Origin of the sequence: Planktotalea arctica, from assembly GCF_002105285.1 — a bacterium.
GTDB lineage: Bacteria > Pseudomonadota > Alphaproteobacteria > Rhodobacterales > Rhodobacteraceae > Planktotalea > Planktotalea arctica.
The window spans coordinates 40,782-67,289 of the sequence record NZ_MUHR01000003.1; the positions used below are offsets into that span (position 1 = coordinate 40,782).

The window sequence follows — 26,508 nt, forward strand, 5'->3', positions numbered from 1 at the left end:
TCAAGCGACAAGGAAACCTGAAATGTCCAGCAACGTGATCGCACTGCCCCGGCACACTCTCTCCAAACCCCGGCCTTTCGCGGCTTTAGCGCAGAGCTTTGCGCGTCATCGCAGGGACCAGAGTGATGTCTATTGGCTTAAGGAGAACGCCGAACTTCTTAGCATTCTCGAGTGCACCGGTGCGAAAGTTCAGGCGCAGGATCTTGAGTGCTATCTGCCGTTCTATCAATCCCTACCCGAGCGGATCACCTTTTTCCCGCAGTATTATCGCTTCTTGACCTCCATCGCACTGGATCTTGAAGCTTTGGGCATAGAGGGCGGGCATGCCGCAACCCTATGCGCATTTGTGTACGAAAATAATTTGATCGAGGCTGAGCTGTCGGATCTACAGCGTGCAGAAACTGCGCGCCTGCTGATGCGGCGCAGCCTCGAGGTGCAAGGTGATCAAGCGCTGCGCCGCCGTCTGCACCGGTTTATCGACAATTGTGCGACCTTCGCATTGCCCAATCGCAAGGTCGCCTACGAGCTGACGCATATCGTGTTTTATCTCTCTGAGTATGGCCGGCGTGATCCCGAACTCAGCGCGCAGGCCTGCTCCAGTTTGATGTTCACGGGTATTCTTGCCCATTTGGAACAAAATGCCGATCTGCTTGCGGAAGTCTGCGTGGCTCTGCGCTACGCTGGGCGGGTGCCGCCCGCTCGCTGGGAGCAGTGGATTGAAACGGTGGTGAACGGTTTTGATCGCGTTGCCGATCTCGACGGCGCAGGGGACCATTATCATGAATATCTGGTCACCAACTGGGCCTGCGCGCAAAAAGAGAGTGAGGCGTTTGGCGCGCGTTATTGCGCTACAGGGCAGGGGTTTTTCAGTCCCGTTGTGCCGCTTGGCGCGTTATCTTTTTTGTCCGAGGTGCTGTTTGACTGGCAAGGACCGCGCATTGCGTCTTGGGCTGCAATGGAGGATCGTGTGTATGATGCGCTGCCGCATGACATTGCACAGCATTTGAGTGACGTCGTCGAGGCCAGCGCAGATTTCGACGCGCTGTTCTCGCATTTCGTGCGTGCACCGCGCGCGCGTAAAGCAACGCGCGCGCCGCTTATGCGCAATGTGTAGCAATTTGAACCGGGCGCTGCGCTAACGCCTGTAGGGCACAGACGCGCAAGGCCACGCGCGGGCTTGGCTTACATCGAAAAGCTGGTGCCGCAGCCGCATGAGCTGCTTGCGTTCGGGTTTTCGATGGTGAACCGCGCGCCGATCAACTCTTCGGAAAAATCGATCACAGCGTTTTCGAGAAAGGGCAGGGATGTGGCATCTACCACCACCTTTTCGCCCGCGCCTTCAAGCACGAGATCATCGGCTTCGGGTGCGTCCAGCTTGATTTCATATTGAAATCCGGAACATCCCCCGCCTTCGACGGCGACGCGCAGCGCCTGTCCTTGACCGGCTGCGCCGATTTCCGAGAGGCGCTCGAAGGCGCGCGGGGTAACTTTGGGGGGAAGGTTCATTGCTTGCGCTCCGCCTGTTGGCTCTTTGACTTGCGTTCAATATAAGGACACATAGGGCAAGCGGCAAGGACGGGGACAGTCATGCACGCATCATATTCTTGCGATCCGGCGCAAACGCGGGGTCGATTGGTGGCGGAAGAGGAAAGCGCGCATCGCACGTGCTTTCAGCGCGACCGCGATCGTATCATCCATTCCAGCGCGTTTCGGCGTTTAAAGCATAAAACCCAAGTGTTCGTAGAGCATGAGGGCGATTATTTTCGCACGCGCCTGACCCATTCGATAGAGGTTGCGCAAGTCGCGCGCACCATTGCGGGGGCTTTGGGCTTGGACAGTGGGCTGACAGAAGCGATCGCGCTGGCCCATGACCTTGGCCACACACCTTTCGGGCACACGGGCGAGGATGCGCTTGACGCGCTGATGCAGCCCTACGGCGGCTTTGATCACAACGCGCAAGCGGTGAAGATCGTTACCTCGCTGGAGCGGCATTATGCGGATTTCGATGGTCTCAATCTTACATGGGAAACGCTTGAAGGGCTGGCCAAGCATAACGGCCCCGTGACGGGCGCGTTGCCGCATGCGCTGTCTGATTATAACCGGCGTCATGATCTGGAGCTGCACACCCACGCAAGTGCCGAGGCGCAGGTCGCAGCGCTTTCCGATGATGTTGCTTATAATAATCATGACCTGCACGATGGTTTGCGCGCAGGGCTGTTTTCCGAGCAAGACATCTGTGCGCTGCCCATCATCGGCGCGGCTTTCGCCGAGGTGGATGGACTTTATCCGGGCCTTGATCCGTCGCGGCGCATGCACGAGGCGCTGCGCCGTGTGTTCGGGATTATGGTATCCGATGTGATCGCCGCAAGCCGTACGGCCTTGTCCGATAGCGGCGTGCAATCGGCGCAGGATATTCGCGATCTTGGTCGCCCTGTTGTGATGTTTTCCAAAGACTTGTGGCGTGACCTTAAGGTGATACGTGAATTTCTATTCACCCGCATGTATCGCGCCCCGACTGTTGTGGAGATGCGCACGCGGGTCACTAAAGTGGTGGAAGACCTTTTCCCGCTGTTCATGCAGCGCACAGATTTGTTGCCCGCAGAATGGCGCGCCGACGTTGAGCGCGCAAAAGATGAAGTTGCGCTTGCACGTATCGTGGCCGATTACATCTCCGGCATGACCGACCGTTTCGCTCTGCAAGAACATGAGCGGCTTTTGGGCTGAGCCATTGAAAGTTGCGCCGCGCATGATAAGACGCGGCCAAACCTATAGGAACGCGTTTGCATGAACCTCTTCTCCGATATCCGCACAACTGTCTTGAGCGCGCTTGAAGCGATGCAATCCGAGGGCGCATTGCCGGCGGGCCTCGACTTCGCCAATGTCACCGTGGAGCCGCCACGCGACGCCTCGCACGGCGATATGGCGAGCAATGCTGCGATGGTGCTTGCAAAGCCTGCAGCGATGAATCCCCGCGTGATTGCTGAAGCCTTGGCCGCCCATTTAACTGCCGATCCGCGCATCGAGAGCGTCGAGGTTGCTGGACCGGGGTTCTTGAACATGCGGCTTTCGGTGACGCTCTGGCAGGGCGTGCTTGCGAAGATCCTCGATCAAGGCGCAGACTTTGGCCGCGCGGACACAGGGCAGGGCAAGAAGGTTAACGTCGAATATGTCTCCGCCAATCCCACTGGCCCTTTGCATGTGGGCCACACGCGCGGCGCGGTCTTTGGCGATGCGCTTGCCAGCCTGCTGGATTACGCGGGTTACGCCGTCACGCGCGAATACTACATCAACGATGGCGGCGCACAGGTCGATGTGCTCGCGCGCTCGGTCTACCTTCGCTACCAGGAAGCGCACGGGCAGGAGGTCGCGTTCGAGGATGGGACTTATCCCGGCGATTATCTCATCCCAGTCGGCAAAGCGCTAAAGGAAAAGGTGGGTGACGCCTATCTCGGCAAGCCCGAGAGCGAATGGCTGCTGGAAATCCGCGAGTATGCCACAGAGGCGATGATGGATCTGATCCGTGCCGATCTGGCGTCGCTTGGCATCAAGATGGATGTCTTCTACTCGGAAAAATCGCTTTATGGCACGGGCCGGATTGAAGCGGCGATTGCGGCGCTCAAAGATAAGGGTCTGATCTATGAGGGCGTGCTTGAGCCGCCAAAAGGCAAAAAGCCCGAGGATTGGGAGCCGCGCGAGCAGACGCTGTTCAAATCGACAGCGCACGGCGATGATGTGGACCGCCCCGTGATGAAATCGGATGGCGCATGGACCTATTTCGCGCCCGATATCGCATATCACTACGACAAGGTCATGCGCGGGTTCGACATGTTGATCGACGTCTTCGGCGCGGATCATGGCGGCTATGTCAAGCGGATGAAGGCGGCGGTTTCCGCGCTCTCTGATGGCAAGGTGCCGCTTGATGTGAAGCTGACGCAGCTGGTTAAGCTCTATAAAAACGGTGAGCCTTTCAAGATGTCCAAACGCGCAGGCACCTTCGTGACCCTGCGCGATGTGGTCGATCAGGTGGGCCCCGGCGCAACGCGCTTTCACATGCTCACGCGCAAGAACGATGCGCCGCTGGATTTCGATTTCGACAAGGTGTTGGAGCAATCCAAAGACAATCCGGTTTTCTACGTGCAATACGCCAATGCGCGGGTGAATTCCGTGCTGCGCAAAGCCGAAGCGGCCGGCCTCGATCTGAGCGCCGCGCCTGATCTGAGCCAGATCAACCACGAGGCAGAGATTAACGTCGCCAAGAAGTTGGCGGAATGGCCGCGTCTGGTCGAATTGGCGGCGCGCACCAACGAGCCCCATAGGATCGCCTTCTATCTGTTTGATTTAGCTAGTGAATTCCATGCGCTTTGGAATCGTGGCAATGATCTGCCTGAACTCAGGTTCCTGCAAGACGGCGAAGATGCCACATCTGTTGCAAAAATCGCCCTCGCGCGCTCTGTGCAGGTTGTGATCTGCGCAGGCCTCGGTATCTTGGGCGTCGAACCGGTTGAAGAAATGCGCTAAAAGACATTTCACAAACTGGACTTTGAGCAGTTCTTAAAAGATGCTGGCGGCACCGTATCGCCCGCACAGATGTGAGGCAAAATGGCAGATTTCCCGATGAACGGGCGCGATTACGCGCCTCAGGCTGGATCATATCAGGCGTACAGTGGCTATCAGCAGCCCCACAATCATCCTGCGCCCACCCCGCCTGCGACGAATGGCAATTCGGTCAAGGCTTTCGCAGCGCTGAGCGGTGCGGGTCTGTCTTTGGCATTATTGGTTGGTGTCGGCGTTTGGGGCTATCAGTTGATCGCGCGCGATGTCGCGGGCGTGCCTGTTGTGCGTGCGGTGCAAGGCGAAATGCGCATTCGCCCCGCTGAACCGGGCGGTGCACAAGCGTTGAACCAAGGGCTTTCGGTGAATGATGTGGCCGCCGCTGGCGGCACGGCCGGCCCGTCGGATCGCATCGTGCTTGCGCCCGAACCCATTGATTTGGCAAGCGAAGATACCCCGCTGATTGATCAGCTTGCGGCCGCGCAGCCCCGTTTTGCGCCTCAGAGCGAAGCCGCCAATAACTCGGCCAGCCTCAGCCTGAGCGGTACCGAAGATGACGCGCAGGGCAATCAGGATTTGAGAATGGCCTCGATTGAGGCTCTCGCAGCGCAAATAGCGGCAGGCGCGACCCCGCTCAGCACGCAAGGGCAGGTGGTGGTCTCTGCCCCTGTGATAACCTCGCTTTCGGGCGTGCCAAGCGTCGGCAACGGGCAGGGTCAAGCGCTCACGGTTAGCCCAAGCGCGATCGCGCCCAGCACGCCAGGCCTTGCGATTTCGCTGCGCCCGAAAATTCGCCCCGAGGGCGTGCGCACCGCCTCGCTTGACGCAGTGAGCGCTGCCAGCGGCACGCGCGAAATCGACCCGGAGACGATCCCTGCAGGAACCCGCCTCGTTCAGCTTGGTGCCTACGAAAGCCCCGAAGTCGCGCGCACTGAATGGGAGCGGTTCTCGACCCGTTTTGCAGACTATATGGAGGGCAAGGACCGCGTGGTTCAGCGCGCGCAAAGCGGCGGACGCACGTTCTATCGCCTTCGCGCCATGGGCTTTTCCGATCTTGCCGATGCGCGCCGCTTCTGCTCGGCCCTGACAGCGCAGAACACCGATTGCATTCCCGTGGTCACACGTTAATGCACTACGGCGCAACGATATTTGGCTGTGAGGGCCAAACACTTAGCGCAGCCGAAGCCAGCTTTTTTCGCGCCTCCGACCCCTTCGGCTTTATCCTCTTTGATCGCAACCTCGCCGGGGCTGATCAAATTCGCGCGCTCTGCGATGCACTGCGCGATACGGTCGGGCGCGATGCGCCGATCCTGATCGATCAGGAAGGCGGGCGCGTGCAGCGATTGCGCCCGCCATTGGCAAGCGAATGGGTGCCGCCCCTCGAGGATGTGCAGCGCTTTGGCGCCAACGCGCCGCGCGCCATGTATTTGCGTTACCGCATCATCGCGGCTGAATTGATGGCCCTTGGAATAGATGCCAATTGTGCGCCCATGGTGGATATTGCGACTGAGGAGACCCATCCTTTTCTGAAAAACAGATGCTATGGCAATGACTTGGAGACAGTCGTCAAGATCGGTCAAGCCGTCGCGGGCGGTCTGCTCGATGGCGGCGTGCTTCCGGTCCTCAAACATGTGCCCGGCCATGGCCGCGCGGTGGCGGACAGTCATCTCGATTTACCTGTCGTCGAGACCAATGGCGAAGTGCTGCGCAAAAGCGATTTCGCCGCATTTTGCGCGCTCAATGATCTGCCTATGGGCATGACCGCGCATATCACCTACAGCGCTTTTGATGATCGCCCCGCAACGCTTTCGCCCAAGATGATGGGGCTGATCCGCGAGGATATCGGCTTTGACGGGCTGATCATGACCGATGATATCTCGATGAAAGCGCTCACCGGCTCGCTTGGCGAACTTTCGCGCCTCTCGCTTGATGCGGGCTGCGATGTGATCTTGCATTGTAACGGTAAAATGGGCGAAATGGAGGACGTCGCTGGCGCTTCGGGCGCTATGACGACGCAGGCGCTCGCGCGGGCGAAGGCGGCACTCGCCTGCCGCCGTACACCGGATCCGGTTGACATTTCCCATCTGCAAGCGCAGCTTGAAGCGCTTCTGGATGGATCGGTGAATGAGCTCTGAATTACCTGCCACCTCCGGCGATTGGAACGCCGAAAGCGCCGCGCGCCTGAGCGTTCAGGACCGCTTGGCCGCCGAGGCGCTTATTGTCGATGTGGATGGCTACGAGGGTCCGCTCGACGTTCTTCTGACGCTATCGCGCACGCAAAAGGTTGATCTGCGGAAGATTTCGATCTTGCAACTGGCGCGTCAATATTTGCTGTTTGTTGAAAAGGCCAAGGCGCTACGCCTCGAACTGGCGGCGGATTATCTGGTGATGGCCGCCTGGCTCGCCTTTTTGAAATCACGCCTGCTTTTGCCGCCCGATCCGAACGAAGAGGGGCCTTCGGGCGAAGAACTCGCGGCGCATCTCGCCTTCCAACTCGAACGCTTGCAAGCGATGCGCGATGCTGCGGCCCGCCTTATGGCGCGCGATCGTCTCGGGCGCGATTTCTTTGCACGCGGAAGTCCCGAAGTCGTGGAGCGGGTGAGAAAAGTCAGCTATAGCGCAACGCTTCTGGACCTGATGCAGGGCTATGCACGCATCCGCACGCGCGATGAATTCCGCCCCTTCGCGTTGGACCGCGATGCGGTCTACACCATGGAGCAAGCGCTGGTGCGCATGCGCTCCATGCTTGGTTTTGCAGGCGATTGGGGCGATATTTCAACCTATCTACCCGAGGGCTGGCACGATGATCCGGCCAAACGGCGCTCTGCGACTGCGTCCATCTTTGCTGCCTCGCTCGAATTGGTGAAAGAGGGCAAGGCAGAGCTACGCCAATCCGGGCTATTCGAGCCGATACAACTGCGACGGAGAGAGCCGCGTGAGTGACGATCAAGCAACGCAAATAGAGCAAAGCCTCTTTGAGGCCCCGCCCATGGGCGAGCAGGAACGTATGGTCGAAGCCGTGCTTTTCGCCAGCGCCGAACCGGTAAGCGTGGCCGAACTCAATGCGCGCATGCCCCATGGCTGCGACGCCGCCGAGGCCTTGGTGCACCTGCGCAAACGCTATGAGGGGCGCGGCGTCGGGCTGGTTAAAACCGGCAATGCCTATGCAATGCGCACCGCGGCCGATCTCAGTTTTCTGATGCAAAAGGAAACAGTTGAAACGCGCAAACTCAGCCGTGCGGCCATCGAAACCCTTGCGATCATTGCCTACCATCAACCCGTCACGCGCGCCGAAATCGAAGAAATCCGCGGCGTCTCTGTGTCGCGTGGCACTGTGGATCAATTGCTGGAAATGGAATGGATCCGCTTTGGCCGGCGCAAGATGACCCCGGGGCGGCCCGTGACATTCGTGGTTACTCAGGGTTTCCTCGATCATTTCGGGCTTGAAAGCGCCCGCGATCTTCCCGGCCTCAAAGAATTGCGCTCTGCGGGTCTTCTGGAAAACCGCCCGCCGCCAACCCTTGGCATTGCGCTCGGGCTTGGCGATGAAGACCAGGACGGTGCCGTCGATGAAAACCAAAGCGAGCTTTTCGAGGAATAAACCCGCGTGCCTGCCCTGAAATCTACACATTCACCCACTATGCAGCCATTAGAGGCACAAATATCAGGAGCAAATCCATGAATATGAACCAAATCATCAATATGGTGATCCGCCGCTTTATGAGCATTGCGATCAACAAAGGCATCAGCGCGGGCGTCGACCAGGTGGCCAAACGCAAGAACCGCCCGGCGCAGGATACGGATATTTCGGCTGATACCAAGTAAACGGGCCACGCGCCTTTATGTCTTCTCTGGTCTTGAAATACCTCGGGGAGGCGATCTTTGATCGTCGGGGCAGCGCCCCATCTGGCCGCGTTAGCGGCTAACCCTGTCTGCGCGTTGCGCAGGCATTGCGCTACCGTTTGAGCCGCGCGGCGCGCCCGCCGCGACGCCCCTTGGGGGCCGCCTCGCGCTTAGGCAATTCAGCCATGATCAAACGGCGCACCTCGGGCGTCATTTTCGACCAAGCGGAAATCTCATCGATCGATCGATTGCACCCTGTGCAAAGCCGGGTTTCGGGATGCACCACACAAATCTGGATACACGGGCTATCCACCTCGTCGCGCTGCCAAACATTCTCGTTCATCGCCATCCCCTACGTCTTTCGCATGTTGTGCAAACGATCCAGTAACCCTTGCAAGATATATGAGGCGGCGACATGATCGATGACCTCGGAGCGACGCTTTCGCGATGTATCCGCCTCAAGTAGCGCGCGTTCGGCGGCGACGGTCGACAGGCGCTCGTCCCAATAGGCGACCGGCAGATCGTTTTGGCGCGCAAAATTGCGCGCAAAGGCGCGCGTCGACTGGCAGCGCGGCCCCTCAGAACCATCCATGTTGAACGGCAACCCCAATATGATCCCACCGATCTCGCGCGCTTTGAATATCTGCTCGAGGCGGGCTGCATCGGCGGTGTATTTGCTACGCCGCACCGTTTCCAGCGGCGTGGCCACAGACATCAGCCGATCGCTCACCGCGACGCCAATCGTCTTGGTGCCAAGGTCGAGCCCGGCAATCGCGCGCTGTGCGGGCAGGGCGACGGCGAAATCCTCAAGGCTCTCATAGATCACTGGGTGACGCCCAACTTGCGCGCCGCGTCGCGCACAATCCTGAGCGCGTCGGGGCGATCGGCAAAGACGTCCTTGGCGTTTTGCCAGATCAATGCGGCGCGGTCTTCATCACCAAGCACGCCTATTGCTGCAATCAACTGCGCCCATTCCTCAGGGCTGCCGCCAGTGCTCACTAGGCGATCTTCGAGACGATCGACCATGCCGCGCACCATGTCCTGCCGGTCCTGTTCGCTCATTTCGGCGGCATTTTCCACATCCTCGGCGCTCGGCCCTGCAAGGGCGGTTTCTTTCAAGGGGGGCAATTCGTACTCGACGCCTGCGCGAAACGCCAGTTCTTCGATTTGCTCGCGGATGGGCGCGGTCCAGCCGGCATCATCTGGGCTGTCCTGCAGCAGCGTCGCCCATGCGCGAAACGCCACGTCGGGGCGCCCGATCTGCATCATCATCAAGCCGGTATAATAGCGCGCCGCACCGTTTTCAGGGTCTTTTTGCAAGGCTGACGCCAGTGCGACCTCGGCTTGGGGCGACACATATCCTCCCGCCGCGATCACCAGCATATCGGCGTAAGTGGCATAATCCTCGGCGCTTGCAGCATCGCCTTTCAGGCGCAAGACTTCGGCCTGCGCCAAATGCGCTGCCGCTGCGTTGCCAAGGCGCATTTCGTGCATCGCCAAAAGCGTTACGCCTTGCAGATCGCCTGGGCGCTGCGCCACGGCGGCACGCAATTGCGTGACCAGTTTTATGTAGTCTTCGGAGGCGTTTGGCGACGGCACGGGCGCGGGCAGCGAGCTTTGTGCGCTTTGCTGGCTGGGGCGTTGCTTGCGGGCCATATCCGCCTGTTCGATCCGCGTCGACAAGGCCAGATCACCATAACCCGGCGCGCCCAGATCATTATAGAGATAAAGCGAGCCGCCAATCAGTGTGGCGCTCAGCAGCGCGATCACCGCGTAGCGCATCGCGGCAGGGCTGCGCACATTGGCTTGGCCGTCTTGCAAGGATTTGTCGGCGGCCAGAATGCGGCGCGAGATCTCGTTCAGCACGCGCTCGGCGTCCTCGCCCTCAATAATGCCGCGTTCGATGTCGCGTTCCACCTCCGCCAGTTGATCGCGGTACACTTGCAGATCGAATTCGGCCGCAGGGCGCATGCCCGTATGTCCGCGCCACAGCGCAAGCGCCAGAAGTGCAGAGGTGCCAAATGCCAAAACGGTCGTAATCAGCCAGAAGGTCATGGATCATCCCTTAATGTTTCTTCCCATCTAATCTGCTTGGAGCGTAAAAAAAAGGGGGGCAGGAGGGGCATCTTGCCGCTTGGCGTGGTGCAAATCCGCGCAAGACTGCAAACAAGCGCGCCCATGTCGCGATTGGACTGAAAACTGCCGCGCGTAGTATCCTCTTTTCCCCCATCAGGCCCAAAACCGAAGTCAGAGGCGAATCCGATTTCGCTGTCCAGTTTCACTTATCCGAGGCCCCTGTCATGAAGCGTTATTCAGCCTTTGCCATCGCACGCGAAGCCTTGCGGTACCACACCGGATGGGAGCGCGCATGGCGGTCCCCGCAGCCAAAGTCGAAATATGATGTCATCATCGTCGGCGCGGGCGGTCATGGCCTTGCCACGGCCTACTACCTTGGCAAGAATTTCGGCATCACCAATGTCGCGGTGATCGAAAAGGGCTGGCTTGGTGGCGGCAACACGGGGCGTAATACCACGATTATTCGCTCTAACTATCTGCAAGACCCTTCTGCGGCGATTTACGAAAAGTCCCGTTCGCTTTACGAGACGCTAAGCCAAGATTTGAACTACAATATCATGTTCTCCCCGCGCGGCGTTTTGATGCTGGCGCAGACCCAGCATGAAATTCGCGGTTACAAGCGCACGGCGCATGCGAACGCGCTACAAGGTGTGCCGACCGAGTGGATTGAACCGGGTCGCGTTAAAGAGATTTGCCCGATTATCGAGCTGAACGGTCCGCGCTATCCCGTGCTGGGCGGTTTGTTCCAAGCGCGCGGCGGCACAGCGCGCCACGATGCGGTCGCATGGGGCTATGCGCGCGCGTGCTCTGATATGGGCATGGATATCATCCAGCAGTGCGAAGTCACGAATGTGCGCACAGAGGCTGGAAAAGTCGTCGGCGTTGACACCACCAAAGGCGCGATTGATTGCGACAAACTTGGCGGAATTGTCGCGGGCCACTCGTCTGTCTTGGCAGAAATGGCGGGCTTTCGTTTGCCGATGGAAAGCGTGGCGTTGCAAGCGCTGGTGTCAGAGCCGATCAAACCCGCGATGGATATCGTGGTCATGGCCAACACTGTTCACGGCTACCTTAGCCAGTCTGATAAGGGCGAAATGGTCATCGGCGGCGGCACGGACGGCTATAACAACTACACGCAGCGCGGATCGTTCCATCATATCGAGGAAACTGTGCGCGCGCTGATCGAGACGTTTCCGATGCTGTCACGCCTCAAGATGCTGCGCCAATGGGGCGGGATCGTGGACGTGACGGGGGATCGTTCTCCCATGCTGACGAAAACGCCGATTGAAGGCATGTTCATGAACTGCGGTTGGGGCACGGGTGGTTTCAAGGCCATTCCGGGGTCTGGCTGGGCTATGGCGGAACTGATGGCGAAGGGGGAGTCGCCTTTGACGGATGAGTTCTCTATGTGGCGCTTCAAAGAGGGCAAGTTCATCGATGAGAGCGTTGCCGCGGGGGTGGCGCATTGACCAAACTGTCCTTTTTTGATGGCCGCATCTTTTTAGTGGACCTACTTTGGGCCATTTCGTTGTTGATTTGGCTGGCGATTTCACTTTGGTGTGTTTTTACTTCAAACGGAGATTTACTTCCAAGAATGGGTGCATTTTTAATTGCTGCTGTAGCACTTTATTACTCTCAAATGACAGATTTAGATCCACAGCCCTTTGGTGCCTCCACTAAGTTTGCGGTTATCAGCCAGCATCTGCAAATGAACTCAAGTGACATCAAACTCGCAATGAAGAAAATAATTCTCCTAGCGATTGCTCTTGAGAAAACAATGAAATCCCAAAGTCGCAAAGTTCCAGAAGCGGTCTCAAATATTTCGGCACTCGCGAAGCATGAGAATTTTGAATCCTTCGAAGAAATTGATTTGGATGAAGTTGAAGCAATTGCTCAAGAGCAAGCGAAGAAAGAAGATGAACACCGCCAATCACTTCTGAAGTTGAGACAAAAACTTCAGAACTTTCAGGCAGTTCTACTTGCCATAGGCACCATTCAATGGGGTTTTGGCGATTTGATTGGAGTTAAATGCCCATGCTAATCCTAGATTGCCCATGCTGCGGCGTAAGCGGCGAAGAAACGGAATTTCATGCGGGGGGCGAGGCGCATCTTAAGCGGCACTCGGTTGGCTCTACGGATGATCAGTTCGAAGAATATCTGTTCATGCGGGAAAATCCGCGTGGGGTTCATTTTGAGCGCTGGCGCCATAACAATGGCTGCGGCAAGTGGTTTCACGCGGCGCGCTGCACGCAGACGCTTGAGGTGTTCGGCACTTATAGCGCCCAGACCTATGAGCCACCCAAAGAGATCAAGGATGCGATCAGCGCCAAAAGGCCCGGCTGGTCTTGGAGGAATTTCTCATGAGCACACGTCTTAAATCTGGCGGCCGCTTTACGAGTGGCGGCGCGCAGCTTTCATTCGATTTCAACGGTAAGAAACTAAAGGGCGTTGCGGGCGACACGCTTGCCTCTGCCTTGCTCGCCAATGATCAGATGATGGTGGGCCGCTCGTTCAAATACCACCGTCCGCGCGGCATTGTTGCCAGCGGTGGTGAAGAGCCGAACGCGCTTTTCAACATGGGCTACACGAACACGTTCGAGCCGAACCAACGCGCCACGACGACAGAGTTGTTCGAGGGCCTTATCGCGGGCTCGCAAAACCATTGGCCATCGCTGGAATTCGATATTGGCGTGCTCAACACCTATGTGAGCCGCCTGTTACCTGCGGGTTTCTACTATAAAACCTTCATTCATCCGCGCTCTTTCTGGAAACACATTTACGAGCCGATTATTCGCCAGTCTGCCGGCCTTGGCAAAGCGCCGCGTGCAGAGGATCGTGATCCCGATACCTACGAGCATTTCTACTTTTTCGCCGACGTGATGGTGATTGGCGGCGGCGTTGCGGGTCTGCAAGCGGCCAAAGCTGCGGCGCTCACGGGCGTCAAGGTTCTGCTGGTCGAGCAGACCGCCCATTGGGGCGGGCGCGCGCCTGTGGATGGCGGCGAAGTGAATGGCACACCTGTCGAGGCATATTGCGAGGGCTTGGTGGCCGAGTTGCAGGCGATGGATAACGTCACCATGCGCACGCGCCTGATGGGCGCTGGCGTTTATGATCACGGCTACACGCTCGGGTACGAGCGTTTGAACGATCACCAGCCAGATGCAAGCGGCCCGCGTCATCGCCTTTGGCGTATTCGCGCGGCGCAGATCATCACGGCGACAGGTGCGATTGAGCGGCCTTTGAGCTTTGCGGGCAATGATATTCCCGGTGTCATGCTTGCCTCTGCGGTGCGCGATTATGCGGTGAACTACGGTGTTTCTGTTGCGGATCGCACTGTTGTTGTGACCAATAACGATGATGCCTACCGCACGGCGATCACGCTGAAAAACCTCGGCCTCGATGTGCCTTGCATCATTGATGCGCGCGCGGGCGGTGCCGGTGCCTTGGCGGATGAGGCCAAAGCGCTTGGCATTCGTATCGAGAACGGCAAAGCCATTGCAAAGGTCAAAGGCGGCAAGCGCGTCACGGGTGTGATCCTGTGCGCGCAGGCGGGTGAGGGCGCAGAGTTAGAAGAGATCGCCTGCGACGCGGTGGCCATGTCCGGCGGCTGGTCCCCTGTGGTTCACCTGTGGTCGCACTGCGGCGGCAAGCTGGTCTGGGACGATGCGCAATCGCACTTCCGCCCCGACAGCGAACGCCCGCCTTCGGGCGCAAATGGCGAGGGCTTTGTCTCTGTCGTGGGTAGCGCAAACGGTCATATGCAGATGGCTGAACTCGTCGGCGACGCGCATGGCGCTGGCTTGGCGGCTGGCAAGGCGGCGGGCGGCACTGCGGTGAAAACCAAAGCGCCCGAGGGGGCTTATAGTTCCGAGAACGCGGTGGAGCCTGTGTGGCTGATGCCTCAAGGCGCTGGATACAAGCTGCGCTCTAAGGCTTGGCTGGATTATCAGAACGACGTGAAAGTGTCGGACGTTCAACTTGCCGCGCAAGAGGGTTTCGAGAGTGTCGAGCATGCCAAGCGTTATACGACTTTGGGCATGGCGACGGATCAGGGTAAATTGAGTAATATCAATGGATTGGCAATTCTTTCTGACGCGCTGGGTCAGCCTATTCCGCAGACTGGCACGACCACGTTTCGCCCGCCTTATACGCCCATCTCCATGGGTGCGATTGGTGGAGAAGCGCGCGGTAAAGTGTTCCAACCATTGCGTAAGACCCCGCTCTATGGCTGGAGCGACAAGAACGGTGCCGATTGGGAGCCTGTCGGCGCGTGGCGGCGTCCGTTCGCCTATTTGCAGCCGGGTGAAAGCGTGCACGATGCTGTCAATCGAGAGGTGAAGAACACCCGCGAAGCCCTTGGTTTGCTTGATGCTTCCACGCTGGGAAAGCTTATCGTGAAGGGGCCGGACGCGGGTAAATTTCTCGACATGCTCTACACCAATATGATGAGCACGCTGAAACCGGGGAAATGCCGCTATGGTTTGATGTGCTCAGAAAATGGCTTTCTGATCGATGACGGTGTCGTTGCGCGGCTCGATGAGGACACGTTCTTGTGCCACACCACGACGGGCGGTGCCGAAACGATCCATGGTCACATGGAAGAGTGGCTGCAAACCGAGTGGTGGGATTGGAACGTCTATGTGGCCAACGTCACAGAGCAGTTCGCGCAAATCGCAGTGGTTGGACCGAACGCGCGCAAGGTGCTGGAAAAGCTGGGCGGTATGGACCTCTCCAAAGACGCTTTGGCGTTCATGGAGTGGGCGGACGGTACGATTGGCGGCTTTGACGCACGCGTGTTCCGCATCTCCTTCTCGGGCGAGTTAAGCTACGAAATTGCTGTTCCAGCAAGTCAGGGACTCGCATTCTGGGAGGCACTGATGGCGGCGGGCGCAGAGTTTGGTGCGATGCCGTATGGCACGGAAACGCTGCATATTCTTCGCGCCGAAAAGGGCTTTATCATGATCGGGGACGAAACCGACGGTACGGTTATCCCGCAAGACTTGAACTTGCACTGGGCTCTGAGCAAGAAAAAAGAGGACTACCTCGGCAAACGCGCGCATCAGCGCAGCCATATGGCGGACCCGGATCGCTGGAAGCTTGTGGGGCTTAAGACGCTGGACAAATCGGTGCTGCCGGACGGTGCATATGCGGTGGAGCCGGGCGTCAATGCCAATGGTCAGCGCAATATGTTCGGGCGGGTGACCTCGACCTATTACTCCTCCAATCTTGAGCGCGGCATTGCCATGGGGCTGGTCAAGAACGGACCGGATCGCATGGGCGAAGTGATTGATTTCCCGAAAGTGGACGGCACGATCATAAAGGCGAAAATCGTTGATCCTGTGATCTATGATAAAGACGGAGCAAAGCAAAATGTCTAATGCTGTGAGTGCGTTGCAGGGTGCATCTTATGTAGGTGGCATCGCGGAAATACGCGAGCTGGGCCTGCGCGGAATGATCACGCTGCGCGGTGATCTGGCGGATAAAAAGCTGATCAAGGCGGTTAAAGGGATTGCGGGCACCATGCCCGATGCGCGCCGTATCGCGATGAACGACAAGGCGGGCGCGGCTTGGATGAGCAGCGATGAGTTGCTTTTGATGGTGGATCACGCAGATGCGCCAAGCACGATCGAGGCATTGAACAGCGCGCTGAAAGGCACGCATTTTCTCGCCGCGAACGTGTCTGATGCGCGGGCGGTGTTTGAAGTGTCAGGGCCAAGCGCGCGCGAAGTCATGGCGAAACTCGCGCCCGTCGATTTTGCGCCGGATGCCTTCACGCAAGGGATGTTTCGCCGCTCGCGCCTTGCGCAGGTGCCCGCCGCGCTCTGGATGAGCCGCGAGGACGCGTTCACTGTGGTCTGTTTCCGCTCTGTCGGGGAATACATGTTCGATCTGCTCAGCGTTGCAGCACAAGGTGGCTCGGAAGTCGGGGCTTACTAAGGCGCTCCCAAGCTGCGCACCCGCGCCGTGGCCGCATCAATTTTATTGTGTGAAATTGCGGCCACTGCCCTTGACGTTACGGCGTCGGGGCACTCTATCTGAAGTGAGAGAGATCAACAGAGGGGCCTGATAAAATGGCATTCGAACTTCCAAAACTTCCCTACGCACACGACGCTTTGGCCGACAATGGCATGTCCAAAGAGACGCTGGAATACCATCACGATCTGCACCACAAAGCCTATGTGGACAACGGCAACAAACTGATTGCTGGCACCGAATGGGATGGCAAATCCATGGAGGAGATCATCACAGGCACGTATGATGCCTCCTCGGTGGCGCAAAACGGGATTTTCAACAACATCTCGCAGCTTTGGAACCACAACCAGTTCTGGGAAATGATGGGCCCTGGCAAATCCGCGATGCCCTCCGAGCTTGAAAAAGCGCTTGGCGAGAGCTTCGGCTCGGTTGCGGCCTTCAAGGAAGCCTTCGCAGCTGCAGGCGCGGGCCAGTTCGGCGCAGGTTGGTGCTGGTTGGTAAAGAACGCGGACGGCTCGCTCGCGGTGACGAAGACGGAAAATGGCGTGAACCCGCTGTGCTTTGGTCAGACGGCACTTTTGGGCTGTGATGTCTGGGAGCATTCCTACTATATTGATTTCCGCAACAAGCGTCCTGCGTATCTTGCCAACTTCATGGACAACCTGGTGAACTGGGAAAACGTCGCATCACGTATGTGATTAATTTAAGTGTGCGCTACCGCGCGCTTTTATTTTGAAATTTGAAACGCGCCGTCCGATGTTTTGGACGGCGCGTTTTTGTTTGCTGCACGCTGCGCGGCGAGTTTAAGGGGCAAGATGAAGTTTACTTTAAGAGGGGCAGGGCATCTTGCGGGGTGGCGGCGATTTTGAAGAAATCCTTGATGTTGGCTTTGGCAAAACCTTCAGCGATGATGTGATCGAGCAGCGTTAGAAGCGGGGTCCAGTAACCGTTCGTGTTGATCAGCACCAAAGGTTTTGCGTGCAGGCCAAGCTGCGCCCAAGTGAGCACCTCGAAAAACTCATCGAGCGAGCCTGCGCCGCCGGGCAAGAGCGCGACTGCATCAGCGTTCATGAACATCACTTTTTTGCGCTCGTGCATGGTTTCGGTGACGATATAGGTGGTGAGATCGGTTTTGCCCACTTCCCAGTCCACAAGGTGCTGCGGGATCACGCCGAAGGTGACACCTCCTGCGGATTGCGCCGCGCGTGCGGTGCGCCCCATCAGCCCCACGTCGCCAGCGCCGTAGACGAGGCGCATGTTATTTTCCGCGATAAGCGTGCCGAGGGCTTCGCCCGCAGCGCCATAGGCGGGATCGATGCCATCGGATGCACCACAAAAGACACAGATCGAGCGTTGCCGCATCACGCATTCCTTATTTTCAGTGTTTTGACCGCTAAGTCCGTGTTTGCTATACACGGGCAAGCCGCGCGGCAAAAGCGGGCATTACGGAGATGGGTTTTGATGAGTAAACTTGCAGTCCTTTCCTCTGGACCGGGGGCTGCGCTCGGTGCGAGCGTGGCTGTGATCGCGGTTATTGGCGGCGTTGCCTACTTTGGCGGCGCGTTCAAAGCTGAGCGTGCTTCGGAGGCGCTCGCGGTGCCAGCGGCGCAGATCGTACCCGAAGTGGTCGCGGTGCCTGATGTAGCGCCATTGCTGGAGGTGAAGCCCGAGGCTCCGCGCTTTGACGTGGTGCGCGTAGAAACCAGCGGTGCGGCGATGATCGCAGGGCGAGCGCAGGCTGGCAGCACTGTCGCGATCCGTCTGAATGATGATGTTGTGGCTGAGGCGAAAGCGGACGCCACGGGAAATTTCGCGAGTTTCGTGACCTTGCCGGAAAGCGCGGATGCGCGGATTTTGACACTGGACGTTCAAGGCGGTGCAATCGGGATGGAGCAGGTGATCATTGCGCCGATCGAGACGGCGCGCGTAGAGCCCGTGGTGCCTGTGCCGGAACCGAAACCCGAAACTTCAGAGGCTATACAAGAGCAACCAGAGCCCGAGATTATCGCAGCCGTCGAGCCGCCCAAAGCGCCGCTCGTCATGTTGGCGACAAATGAGGGTATTCGGGTTCTACAAGCGCCTGATGCGCCTAAACCCGATGCGATGACTGCGCTGCTCGGCTCGATTTCCTATGACAGCGCGGGCGATGTTGCCTTGGCCGGGCGCGGAGCCGGTGAATTTGTGCGCGTCTACCTCGATAACAAGCCGGTCGTGACCTCGCAGATTGGCCAGAGCGGCGATTGGCAGGCGGATCTGCCTTCTGTGGACACGGGCATTTACACCCTGCGCGTTGATGAGTTGAACGCAGCGGGCGCGGTGGTGACGCGCGTGGAAACACCGTTCAAACGCGAAGCTGCGGACGTGCTGGAGGCGGCCAGCCAGCCCGAGAAACCGGTGCAGGCGATTACCGTGCAGCCCGGTGCAACGCTTTGGGCGATCGCGCAGGAACGCTATGGCAGCGGCACACTATATGCGCGCGTGGTGGAGGCCAATGCAGATGTGATCCGTGACCCCGACCTGATCTACCCGGGGCAAGTCTTTTCAATTCCCGACTAACCTGTCTGGTCATTCGGCGGGCACGTGATTATCAGTTGTGTCCAAGCCAAAGGACGCAGCCCCTATGAGACGACTTTCCCCCACAGATGCGGCCCTGTCGCGCGATCAACGTATTTCCGGCTGGCGCACCATCCGGCGCGTTGCGCCCTACTTGTGGCCAGCGGATAAGCTATGGGTGAAGCAGCGCGTTTCGCTGGCGCTGATCATGTTGCTGATCGCCAAGGTAGTCGCTGTGGGCACGCCTCTGTTGTACAAACGTGCGGTCGATGCGCTTTCGGGCGCGGGGGTTCCTGATCTGGCGCTTGGCGCGGTTGGCTTGACTGTCGCCTACGGCTTGGCGCGCCTGATGGCCAATGGCTTTCAGCAACTGCGCGACGCGATTTTCGCCAAGGTCGGGCAGGGTGCCTTGCGCGCGCTGGCCTTGCAAACTTTTGAGCATATTCACAAACTGTCCATGCGCTATCACATCACGCGCAAGACCGGTGGGCTGAGCCGGATCATCGAGCGCGGCGTGAAGGGCGTTGATTTCCTGCTGCGCTTCTTGTTGTTTTCGATCGGGCCGCTGGTGCTTGAATTGCTGATGATTGCGGGCATTCTGTTCTATCTGTTCGACGTTTGGTATCTGGCAGCGGTTTTCGTCACCATCGCCTTTTACGTTTGGTTCACCTTCGCCGTGACCGAATGGCGGGTGAAGCTGCGCAAGCAGATGAACGATCAGGACACTGATGCAAACCAGAAGGCGATCGACAGTCTTTTGAATTTTGAAACGGTGAAGTATTTCGGCGCTGAAGCGCGCGAGGCGCGGCGCTATGATAGTGCGATGGAGCTTTATCAGGTTGCTGCGCTCAAGACTTCCTATTCGCTGGCTTTCCTGAATTTCGGCCAGTCCTTTTTGATCACCACGGGCCTTGTGGTGGTGATGGTTCTGGCAGCGATTGGCGTGCAGGCCGGCAATTTGACGGTTGGTGATTTCGTCATGGTCAACGCCTATATGATTCAGATCACCATGCCGCTGAACTTTCTTGGAACGGTCTACCGCGAAATCCGGCAGGCCTTGGTGGATATGGGCGAGATGTTCGATTTGCTCGAGCAGCCCTCGGAAGTGGCCACCAAAGACGGCGCGCCCGATTTGAAAATCTCGGGTGGACATGTGTCCCTCAAGGGCGTGCATTTCGGCTATGATCCCGAGCGGCCCATTCTGAAAGGCGTTGATCTTGAGGTGCCTGCGGGGCAAAATATCGCCATCGTCGGGCCGTCGGGATCAGGCAAATCCACCATCGGGCGGCTATTGTTCCGCTTTTATGACGTCACAGGCGGCGCTTTGACCATCGACGGACAGGATGTGCGCGATGTGACGCAAACCAGCCTGCATGATGCGATCGGCGTGGTCCCGCAGGATACGGTGCTGTTCAACGACACGATCCGCTACAATATCGCTTATGGCAAAGACGGGGCGAGCCACGGTGAGATAGAGGAAGCGGCGCGTGCGGCGCAAATCCATGACTTTATTATAAGCCTGCCCAATGGCTACGAGACGACGGTGGGCGAGCGCGGTTTGAAACTTTCGGGCGGCGAAAAGCAGCGCGTGGGGATTGCGCGCACCTTGTTGAAGAACCCGCCGATCCTGCTTCTGGACGAGGCGACATCGGCGCTTGATTCCGGAACAGAGCATGAAATTCAGGACGCTTTGGCACTTGCGGCTCAGGGGCGCACGGTGATTACCATCGCGCATCGTCTCTCCACGATTGCCGATGCGGACCGGATCGTCGTTCTGGAAGATGGGCAGATCGCAGAGCAGGGCAGCCACGCAGAATTGCTTGAGATGTCCGGTCGCTACGCGGGCCTGTGGCATCGCCAGCAATCGGAAGAGGCGGCTTGATCTGGGCGCTTTCGCTCCTGTCCTGCTTCGGCTTTATCGCCATATCCGCACTTGCACTACTTTGCCCGCGCCTTTGCGGTTGGCGCTATTGGCCGCCTGAAAGGGCCGCCACTTGGCAACATTCCAGCTTTCGCGCGTTGTTTCGCCTTGGGCTTTATCCGCTGATCGCAGCCTCTGTGCTACTTGTGCGCGCAACCGGAGTCTGGCTGCCGGCACCGGGCATTGCATTGATGTTCGCGGGCTTTGGCGGCGCACTTTGGGTGACGGGCAAGCTGGGTTGGAAACAGGCCTTTGGCACAGCACAGGGTCTGGTGGTGACGGGGCCATACGCCTATTCGCGCAATCCGGTCTATGTTGCGACCTGGCTCGCGCTGCTTGGCTGGGGGCTTTGCCTGCCATATTTGCCTGTCGCGATCCCGCTCGTCCTATGGGGGCTGCTGTATTACATCGCGCCGTTTCTGGAAGAACCATGGCTAGAGGAAAAATTCGGCGCGCCCTACCGTGCCTATAAAGCAAAAACGCCCCGCTTCTTCGGTCCTTAAATACCTCGGGGTTTGGGGCAGAGCCCCAAACGATCCCTGCGTTTGCCTGCAAACGCAGGGATCAATCAATACTCACTCGGCAGCTTTAAGCGGTGTGTTCATCATCGGGGAAGGCTCTGCCTCGGGCGCATAGTTTTCGATCGGGTCGCTGTCGTCGCCCCAAATGATCATCGGCGCTTTGATGCGGCCCGCTTCACGCTGCAAGGCCCAATCACGCGCAGCGGCGCTGGAGCGGCCGAGCGAGAGCTTGGCGAGTAGCCGCGCAGTCCAATGCGCGTAGGTGGTGATCCAGACGCGCAGCGCCAGCATCGAGGGCGTGAACACCAGCGTCAGAACCGTCGCAATGCCAAGGCCAAAGACCACCGCCGTCGCCAGTTGCTTCCACCAAAGTGCTGTGGGACTGTCGATCGAATAACCGCCATTGATGAAATCAAGGCTCAGACCGAACATCATCGGCGCGAGGCCAGCCATGGTCGTAATGGTGGTGAGCAGAACCGGGCGGATACGGTCCTCTGCAGTGCGCACGATCGCCTCGATCCGCGGCATGTAGCGGCTGTAATCCTGATAGGTGTCGATCAGAACAATGTTGTTGTTCACTACGATCCCCGCCAGTGCGACGATACCCGTGCCCGTCATGATGATCGAAAACGCCTGATCCATAACCAGCATCCCGATCAGCACGCCTGTGGTGGACAAGATCACCGCCAGCAGAACCAGAACCGAGTTATAAAGGCTGTTGAACTGCGCCAGAAGGATGATGAACATCAGCCCCAGCGCGCCCGCAAAGGCGGTTGACAGGAACTGCTGGCTTTCGGCCTGCTCTTCCTGATCGCCGGTCCATTCATGTTCGATCCCGTCCGGGAAGGGGCTCGTTTCGAGCCATTCGCTGAGGGTCGCGATGCGCTCGTTGGCATTGATCGGCACATCTTTGGCCGTGCCGTCTTCGGCGATGATTTCCTTGGTGAGGCCCGCCGCAACGCCGGCTTTCACGTCAAAGTAACGCTTTTGATCGATGCGGTTGATCTCGGCCAGTTTTTGCACAGGCTTGCGGGTGGTGAAGTTCGCAAGTGGAACCAGCCCGTCGCGTGTGCGCACCTTGAGCGAATCGAGCGTGCTTAGCACGCGGTCTTCCTCGGGCAGGCGCACGCGGATTTCGATTTCCTCGTCCGAACTCTCTACGCGCATCGTATCAAGCAAGATACCGCGCGTCACGAGCTGCACCATACCGCCCACCGTGGCAACATCCGCGCCGTAGCGGCCCGCCTTTTCCACGTCCACGTCGATTTGCCAGTCAATGCCGGGCAGGGGGCGGGTGTCCTCGATCAAGGTAAGACCCGCTGTCGCTTCGAACTTTTCGCGCGCAAGTTTGGTCGAGGCCAGCAGGTCCTCCCAATTGTCGCCCTTTAGGCGCAGGTGCACGGGTTTACCCGACGCCGGACCGCGCGCCTGCGGGAGGATTTCGATCTCGATACCTGGGATCAGGCTCAATTCTTCGGTCAATTCCGCAATCACCGTATCGCCGTCAAGTTCAGGGCGATCGCGGCGGTTTTCCCATGGGATTGTCTCAAGCTGGACCTGACCGATCGTGTCCTTCGGGATGGCTGCGCCCGAGGCATCGGTGTTCAGCCCGCCCTCGCCAGCGAAGGCAAAGGCGCTTTGCACGCCGGGATGGCGCAGCACGACAGCTTCGGCCTTGGCGACCAGCGCGTCCTTTTCCTGCAAGGACAGGTTGCCGCGCGCCAGCACGTAAACGATCGCCTGTTCTGGTTCGCTTTCCACAAAGAACTCAACGCCTTTGTTATTGGCGCCAAAGTAGCTGAAGGTTGAAATCACAAAGAAGCCAACCACGCCGATAGTGACCAGCGGCATCACGGGATTGCCCGCGATGGCCTTGATGAACCAGCCAAAGGCCGTGCGGCGGTGGCCCGCTTTGATCTTGGTCTTGCGCGGCTCCAGCTTGGCTGCGCCAAGGGTGACGGAGCTGGCGAATGCACCAAAGAGAAAAAGGGCTATGCCGGGCAATGCGCCAACAAAGCCCTCTGCGATCGGCGTGCCGCCGAACAGATAACCGGGGTTCAAGACCTGCATTGCGCCAAGGAAAACGCTATAAAGTGCCGGTGGCACCAAAAGCGCGCGCAGCCACCAGGGGGCCGCCGCGCGCAGCGCGTCCGAGGTATTGCCGAACACGCGACTAAGGCGTCCGGTGACGCCGCCCATGACCGGCAGATAGACCAGCGCCACGACCAGCGACGCGGATAAAACGAAGATCAGCGTGACAGGTAGCATGCCCATGAATTGTCCGGGAACACCGGGCCAGAACAGCATCGGCAGAAAGGCGCAGAGCGTTGTCGCTGTCGAGGACACGATGGGCCAGAACATACGTTTTGCCGCCTCGACGTAAGCGTCCATCGGGCCGGAGCCTTCTGAAATCCGCTTATCCGCATATTCCACCACGACGATCGCGCCGTCCACGAGCATGCCCACAGCAAGGATCAGGCCGAACATGACGATGTTGGAAATGGTGACTTCCATTACGGCAAGAAAAGCGAAGCACAAAAGGAAAGAGGTGGGAATTGCAAAACCCACTAGCAGCGCAGGGCGCGTGCCGAGCGCAGCAAGCACAACGATCATCACCAGCGCGATCGCGGTCAGAACCGAGCCTTCAAGCTGCGAGACCATCGAGCCGACGGTGCGCGATTGATCGTTGGAGGTGCCTACTTCGACGGCCGCTTGCAAAGCGGCGGGCCATTCGGCGCGGGCCTCTTCGACGGTGGTTTTCACCAGTTCCGCAGTGTCGATCAGGTTGAAGCCCTTGCGTTTGACCACTTGCAGCGCCACGGAGGTTTCGCCGTTAAAGCGCGCCGTGCCTTTGCGATCCTCGAAGGTCAGGCTGATTTCGGCAAGGTCGCCAAGGGTGACGACGCGGTCGCCATTGATCTTGACTGGAAGCGCATAAACATCGCGCGGCTCATCGAAGGACGACGGGATCTTGACGGCAAAGGTGCCTTGCGCGGTTTCGACTTCCCCTGCAGCGATCAACTGGTTGTTGTTCTGCACGACGCTAATCAACTCGCCCGCCGTGACATTGTAGGATTCAAGGCGCAACGGATCGATCAGCACTTCGAGCATTTCATCGCGGTTGCCTGCGATGCCTGCCTCGAGGACGGCATCAAGGCTTTCGATACGGTCCTGCAAGTCCTTTGCCACGTTCGCCATCGTGCGCTCGGGCACATCTCCTGTTAGATTGACGATGATGATCGGAAATTCGGAAAAGTTGATTTCGTTGATTGAATAGTTTTCTGCGCCTGCGGGAAATTTGCTCTCGGCAGAGTTCATTGCATCGCGCACATCAGCCATCACGCGGGTCTTGTCCCAGCCGAATTCGAATTCCAGTGCGATGCCCGCATATCCCTCTGCGGCAGTACCGGAAATGGATTTCAGACCATCAAGGTCTGCCAGTTCGGATTCCATTGGCTTGACCAGAAGTGTTTCGCTGTCGGCGGCAGAAATACCGGGGAAGGGCACCGACACGAAGAGCGCGGGGATTTCGATGTCCGGCTCACCCTCTTTGGGCAGGCCCCAATAGGCAAACCCTCCCACGAGAAGAGTGAGGGCGATGAAGGCAAGAACCATGCGGGCGCGCTGTGCGGCCCAATCTACGATACCGGTCATTGCACAAGCTCCTCAAAGGTCGCGATGACGGGGACGCCGTCGATCACATATTCTTGGCCAACGGTGATGACATTCGCGGTATCCGGCAGGCCGGTGACCCAGACGCCCTTTGCGGTGTCGCGCAACAAGGTGAGTTTGACGAACTGCGATGTGTTCTTGTCGTCCACCGTTCGCACGCCCAGATCGCCATGATCGTTTAAGGTCAATGCAGAGGCTGGCAGCAAATGGGCATCATTGCCTTCTGCGGAAACGATGATTTCAGCGGTCTGGCCATCGCGGATGGCAAGATCATCATTGGGCACTTCGATTTCTACGCGAAAGGTGCGCGTGGTCGTATCGGCAGAGCGCGACAGGAATGTAACGCGCCCTTGGACGTCGAGTCCGCCCGCAAGGCGTGCACCGGAAAGTGCGCCGATTTCGATGCGGTTCACTTCGGCTTCGGGCACAAAGCCAACCAGTTTGATCGGATCAAGCTGCAAAATTGTGGCGCACAGACCACCGGGCTGGAGCAGGCTGCCAAGTTCGGAGGTGTCGGTTTCGAGCAATCCCTCGAAAGGCGCGGTAATTTTAAGCCGCTCGATATCTTTCTGAACGGCTGCAATCGCAGCTTCGGCGCTTTGAATACCTGCGCCCGTGCTTTGCAATCCGCTGCGAGCTGCGGCGACAGAGGCTTCGGCAGAGCGGACAGACGCCTGCGCAGAGGCGACGCGCGTTTCTGATGCAAAGCCGCCCTCGCTAAGCTTGGAGGCGGCGTTGTCGGAGATCTTTGCTTCGTCAAGGCGCGCTATTGCTTCTTGCAGGCGTGCTTCGGTCTCCGGAACGCGTGCACGTGCTTCGCTCAAGCGCGCTGTTGCTTCGGCAAGGGAGGCCTCGCGGGTGCCGGGATCGAGTTGGCACAAAAGCTGATCCTGAGTGACATAGGAGCCTTTGCGCAGTGGTTCGGAAATAACTTGCCCCGAGGTCTGCGCGCGTACTTCAACCGAACGCATCGCTTCGGTTTGACCGCGCAGGATGACCGCGCTGTCGATCTGCCGCGCTATTGATTTAACGGCAATGACGCGCACCACTCCGTTTTCGAGTGGCTCTTCCAGGGAGGTTTCGGATGGCGCTTCTGAGGGCACTTCTACCTCGCTGGCGCTTTGCGCTGGCGCGTCACCCCGCGCAAAAGCGAGCAGGGCGCTGCGCTCGAAAACCATCAAATAAAGGAATGCGGTCACCAAAATTGCGGTGACGATAGAAATCAATTTCATTTGTGGTCTGTCCTTGCTTTGGTCTGCTCAAGTGCCAAAAATTGCTGATCTCGACATAGGCTTTTTCTGCGAAAGTGCAATCTGGTATAGAGATTACGCTAAACTCGTCAGTTCAGATCAGTATTTTTGACGTGCATGCGCAACACTTCACGTTGCGCCAATCTCT

Annotated in this window: 24 protein-coding genes; 17 read left to right on the forward strand and 7 right to left on the reverse strand. The window is 58.4% G+C overall.

Going from position 1 to position 26,508, the window contains the following annotated elements; all coding sequences use genetic code 11:
- Window positions 1-22: 22 nt before the first annotated feature.
- On the forward strand, window positions 23-1,114 hold the full coding sequence (locus tag B9P63_RS03855; protein WP_085307250.1) for a DUF6902 family protein: 1,092 nt from the start codon (window positions 23-25) through the stop codon (window positions 1,112-1,114).
- Window positions 1,115-1,182: 68 nt separating this feature from the next.
- On the opposite strand, the gene B9P63_RS03860 is transcribed toward B9P63_RS03855, so the two are convergent.
- Entirely contained in the window at window positions 1,183-1,506 is a 324-nt protein-coding gene (locus B9P63_RS03860; RefSeq protein WP_085307251.1) for a HesB/IscA family protein, read from the reverse strand.
- A gap of 81 nt (window positions 1,507-1,587) precedes the next feature.
- Between B9P63_RS03860 and B9P63_RS03865 the strand changes: the two genes are divergently transcribed.
- The 7 genes from B9P63_RS03865 (at window position 1,588) to B9P63_RS19130 (ending at window position 8,376) form a co-directional block, all read left to right on the forward strand.
- Window positions 1,588-2,724 carry a deoxyguanosinetriphosphate triphosphohydrolase gene (locus B9P63_RS03865; protein WP_085307252.1) on the forward strand — a complete coding sequence of 379 codons (1,137 nt, stop codon included), beginning with the start codon at window positions 1,588-1,590 and terminating at the stop codon, window positions 2,722-2,724.
- A gap of 60 nt (window positions 2,725-2,784) precedes the next feature.
- A complete protein-coding gene (gene argS, locus B9P63_RS03870) occupies window positions 2,785-4,518 on the forward strand; it encodes an arginine--tRNA ligase (RefSeq protein ID WP_085307253.1) in 1,734 nt (577 codons plus the stop codon).
- Window positions 4,519-4,599: 81 nt separating this feature from the next.
- Window positions 4,600-5,679: an SPOR domain-containing protein gene (locus B9P63_RS03875; RefSeq protein WP_095532990.1), complete on the forward strand. Its 1,080-nt coding sequence runs from the start codon at window positions 4,600-4,602 to the stop codon at window positions 5,677-5,679.
- Window positions 5,679-6,686 carry a glycoside hydrolase family 3 N-terminal domain-containing protein gene (locus tag B9P63_RS03880; protein WP_085307255.1) on the forward strand — a complete coding sequence of 336 codons (1,008 nt, stop codon included), beginning with the start codon at window positions 5,679-5,681 and terminating at the stop codon, window positions 6,684-6,686. Before B9P63_RS03875 ends, B9P63_RS03880 begins: the two co-directional genes overlap by 1 nt.
- Window positions 6,676-7,494: a segregation and condensation protein A gene (locus tag B9P63_RS03885; RefSeq protein ID WP_085307256.1), complete on the forward strand. Its 819-nt coding sequence runs from the start codon at window positions 6,676-6,678 to the stop codon at window positions 7,492-7,494. The genes B9P63_RS03880 and B9P63_RS03885 overlap by 11 nt, the downstream gene beginning before the upstream one ends.
- A 46-nt stretch (window positions 7,495-7,540) precedes the next feature.
- Window positions 7,541-8,152, forward strand: a complete 612-nt coding sequence (gene scpB / locus B9P63_RS03890; protein WP_095532991.1) for an SMC-Scp complex subunit ScpB — start codon at window positions 7,541-7,543, stop codon at window positions 8,150-8,152.
- Window positions 8,153-8,229: 77 nt separating this feature from the next.
- Window positions 8,230-8,376: a hypothetical protein gene (locus B9P63_RS19130; RefSeq protein WP_176219096.1), complete on the forward strand. Its 147-nt coding sequence runs from the start codon at window positions 8,230-8,232 to the stop codon at window positions 8,374-8,376.
- 130 nt (window positions 8,377-8,506) lie between these two features.
- On the opposite strand, the gene B9P63_RS03895 is transcribed toward B9P63_RS19130, so the two are convergent.
- The 3 genes from B9P63_RS03895 to ccmI are packed head-to-tail and all read right to left on the reverse strand — an operon-like array spanning window position 8,507 to window position 10,449.
- Window positions 8,507-8,737: a DUF1289 domain-containing protein gene (locus B9P63_RS03895; RefSeq protein ID WP_085307317.1), complete on the reverse strand. Its 231-nt coding sequence runs from the start codon at window positions 8,735-8,737 to the stop codon at window positions 8,507-8,509.
- Between the two features lie 9 nt (window positions 8,738-8,746).
- Complete coding sequence (gene ruvX, locus B9P63_RS03900) at window positions 8,747-9,220, reverse strand: Holliday junction resolvase RuvX (protein ID WP_085307258.1); 474 nt, start codon at window positions 9,218-9,220, stop codon at window positions 8,747-8,749.
- A complete protein-coding gene (gene ccmI / locus B9P63_RS03905) occupies window positions 9,217-10,449 on the reverse strand; it encodes a c-type cytochrome biogenesis protein CcmI (RefSeq protein ID WP_085307259.1) in 1,233 nt (410 codons plus the stop codon). The genes ruvX and ccmI overlap by 4 nt, the downstream gene beginning before the upstream one ends.
- A gap of 245 nt (window positions 10,450-10,694) precedes the next feature.
- On the opposite strand from ccmI, the gene B9P63_RS03915 reads away from it, so the two are divergent.
- From B9P63_RS03915 to B9P63_RS03940, 6 genes are all read left to right on the forward strand, one after another.
- A complete protein-coding gene (locus B9P63_RS03915; RefSeq protein ID WP_085307261.1) occupies window positions 10,695-11,939 on the forward strand; it encodes a sarcosine oxidase subunit beta family protein in 1,245 nt (414 codons plus the stop codon).
- Window positions 11,936-12,511: a hypothetical protein gene (locus B9P63_RS03920; RefSeq protein WP_139816196.1), complete on the forward strand. Its 576-nt coding sequence runs from the start codon at window positions 11,936-11,938 to the stop codon at window positions 12,509-12,511. Before B9P63_RS03915 ends, B9P63_RS03920 begins: the two co-directional genes overlap by 4 nt.
- Entirely contained in the window at window positions 12,505-12,834 is a 330-nt protein-coding gene (locus B9P63_RS03925; protein ID WP_085307263.1) for a sarcosine oxidase subunit delta, read from the forward strand. The genes B9P63_RS03920 and B9P63_RS03925 overlap by 7 nt, the downstream gene beginning before the upstream one ends.
- Complete coding sequence (locus tag B9P63_RS03930; RefSeq protein ID WP_085307264.1) at window positions 12,831-15,848, forward strand: sarcosine oxidase subunit alpha family protein; 3,018 nt, start codon at window positions 12,831-12,833, stop codon at window positions 15,846-15,848. Before B9P63_RS03925 ends, B9P63_RS03930 begins: the two co-directional genes overlap by 4 nt.
- On the forward strand, window positions 15,841-16,407 hold the full coding sequence (locus B9P63_RS03935) for a sarcosine oxidase subunit gamma (protein ID WP_085307265.1): 567 nt from the start codon (window positions 15,841-15,843) through the stop codon (window positions 16,405-16,407). The genes B9P63_RS03930 and B9P63_RS03935 overlap by 8 nt, the downstream gene beginning before the upstream one ends.
- Window positions 16,408-16,541: 134 nt before the next feature.
- Window positions 16,542-17,141 carry a superoxide dismutase gene (locus tag B9P63_RS03940; protein ID WP_085307266.1) on the forward strand — a complete coding sequence of 200 codons (600 nt, stop codon included), beginning with the start codon at window positions 16,542-16,544 and terminating at the stop codon, window positions 17,139-17,141.
- A gap of 124 nt (window positions 17,142-17,265) precedes the next feature.
- On the opposite strand, the gene B9P63_RS03945 is transcribed toward B9P63_RS03940, so the two are convergent.
- Window positions 17,266-17,805 carry an LOG family protein gene (locus tag B9P63_RS03945; protein WP_085307318.1) on the reverse strand — a complete coding sequence of 180 codons (540 nt, stop codon included), beginning with the start codon at window positions 17,803-17,805 and terminating at the stop codon, window positions 17,266-17,268.
- Between the two features lie 99 nt (window positions 17,806-17,904).
- Here B9P63_RS03945 and B9P63_RS03950 point away from each other — a divergent pair, with 99 nt between their 5' ends.
- From B9P63_RS03950 to B9P63_RS03960, 3 genes are all read left to right on the forward strand, one after another.
- Complete coding sequence (locus tag B9P63_RS03950) at window positions 17,905-18,999, forward strand: LysM peptidoglycan-binding domain-containing protein (protein WP_085307267.1); 1,095 nt, start codon at window positions 17,905-17,907, stop codon at window positions 18,997-18,999.
- Window positions 19,000-19,063: 64 nt separating this feature from the next.
- Window positions 19,064-20,878, forward strand: a complete 1,815-nt coding sequence (locus B9P63_RS03955; RefSeq protein ID WP_085307268.1) for an ABCB family ABC transporter ATP-binding protein/permease — start codon at window positions 19,064-19,066, stop codon at window positions 20,876-20,878.
- Window positions 20,875-21,420, forward strand: a complete 546-nt coding sequence (locus tag B9P63_RS03960) for a methyltransferase family protein (protein WP_139816197.1) — start codon at window positions 20,875-20,877, stop codon at window positions 21,418-21,420. Before B9P63_RS03955 ends, B9P63_RS03960 begins: the two co-directional genes overlap by 4 nt.
- 72 nt (window positions 21,421-21,492) lie before the next feature.
- Here B9P63_RS03960 and B9P63_RS03965 read toward each other — a convergent pair whose 3' ends face one another.
- Complete coding sequence (locus B9P63_RS03965) at window positions 21,493-25,092, reverse strand: efflux RND transporter permease subunit (protein ID WP_085307270.1); 3,600 nt, start codon at window positions 25,090-25,092, stop codon at window positions 21,493-21,495.
- Complete coding sequence (locus B9P63_RS03970) at window positions 25,089-26,342, reverse strand: efflux RND transporter periplasmic adaptor subunit (protein WP_085307271.1); 1,254 nt, start codon at window positions 26,340-26,342, stop codon at window positions 25,089-25,091. Before B9P63_RS03970 ends, B9P63_RS03965 begins: the two co-directional genes overlap by 4 nt.
- Window positions 26,343-26,508: the final 166 nt, after the last annotated feature.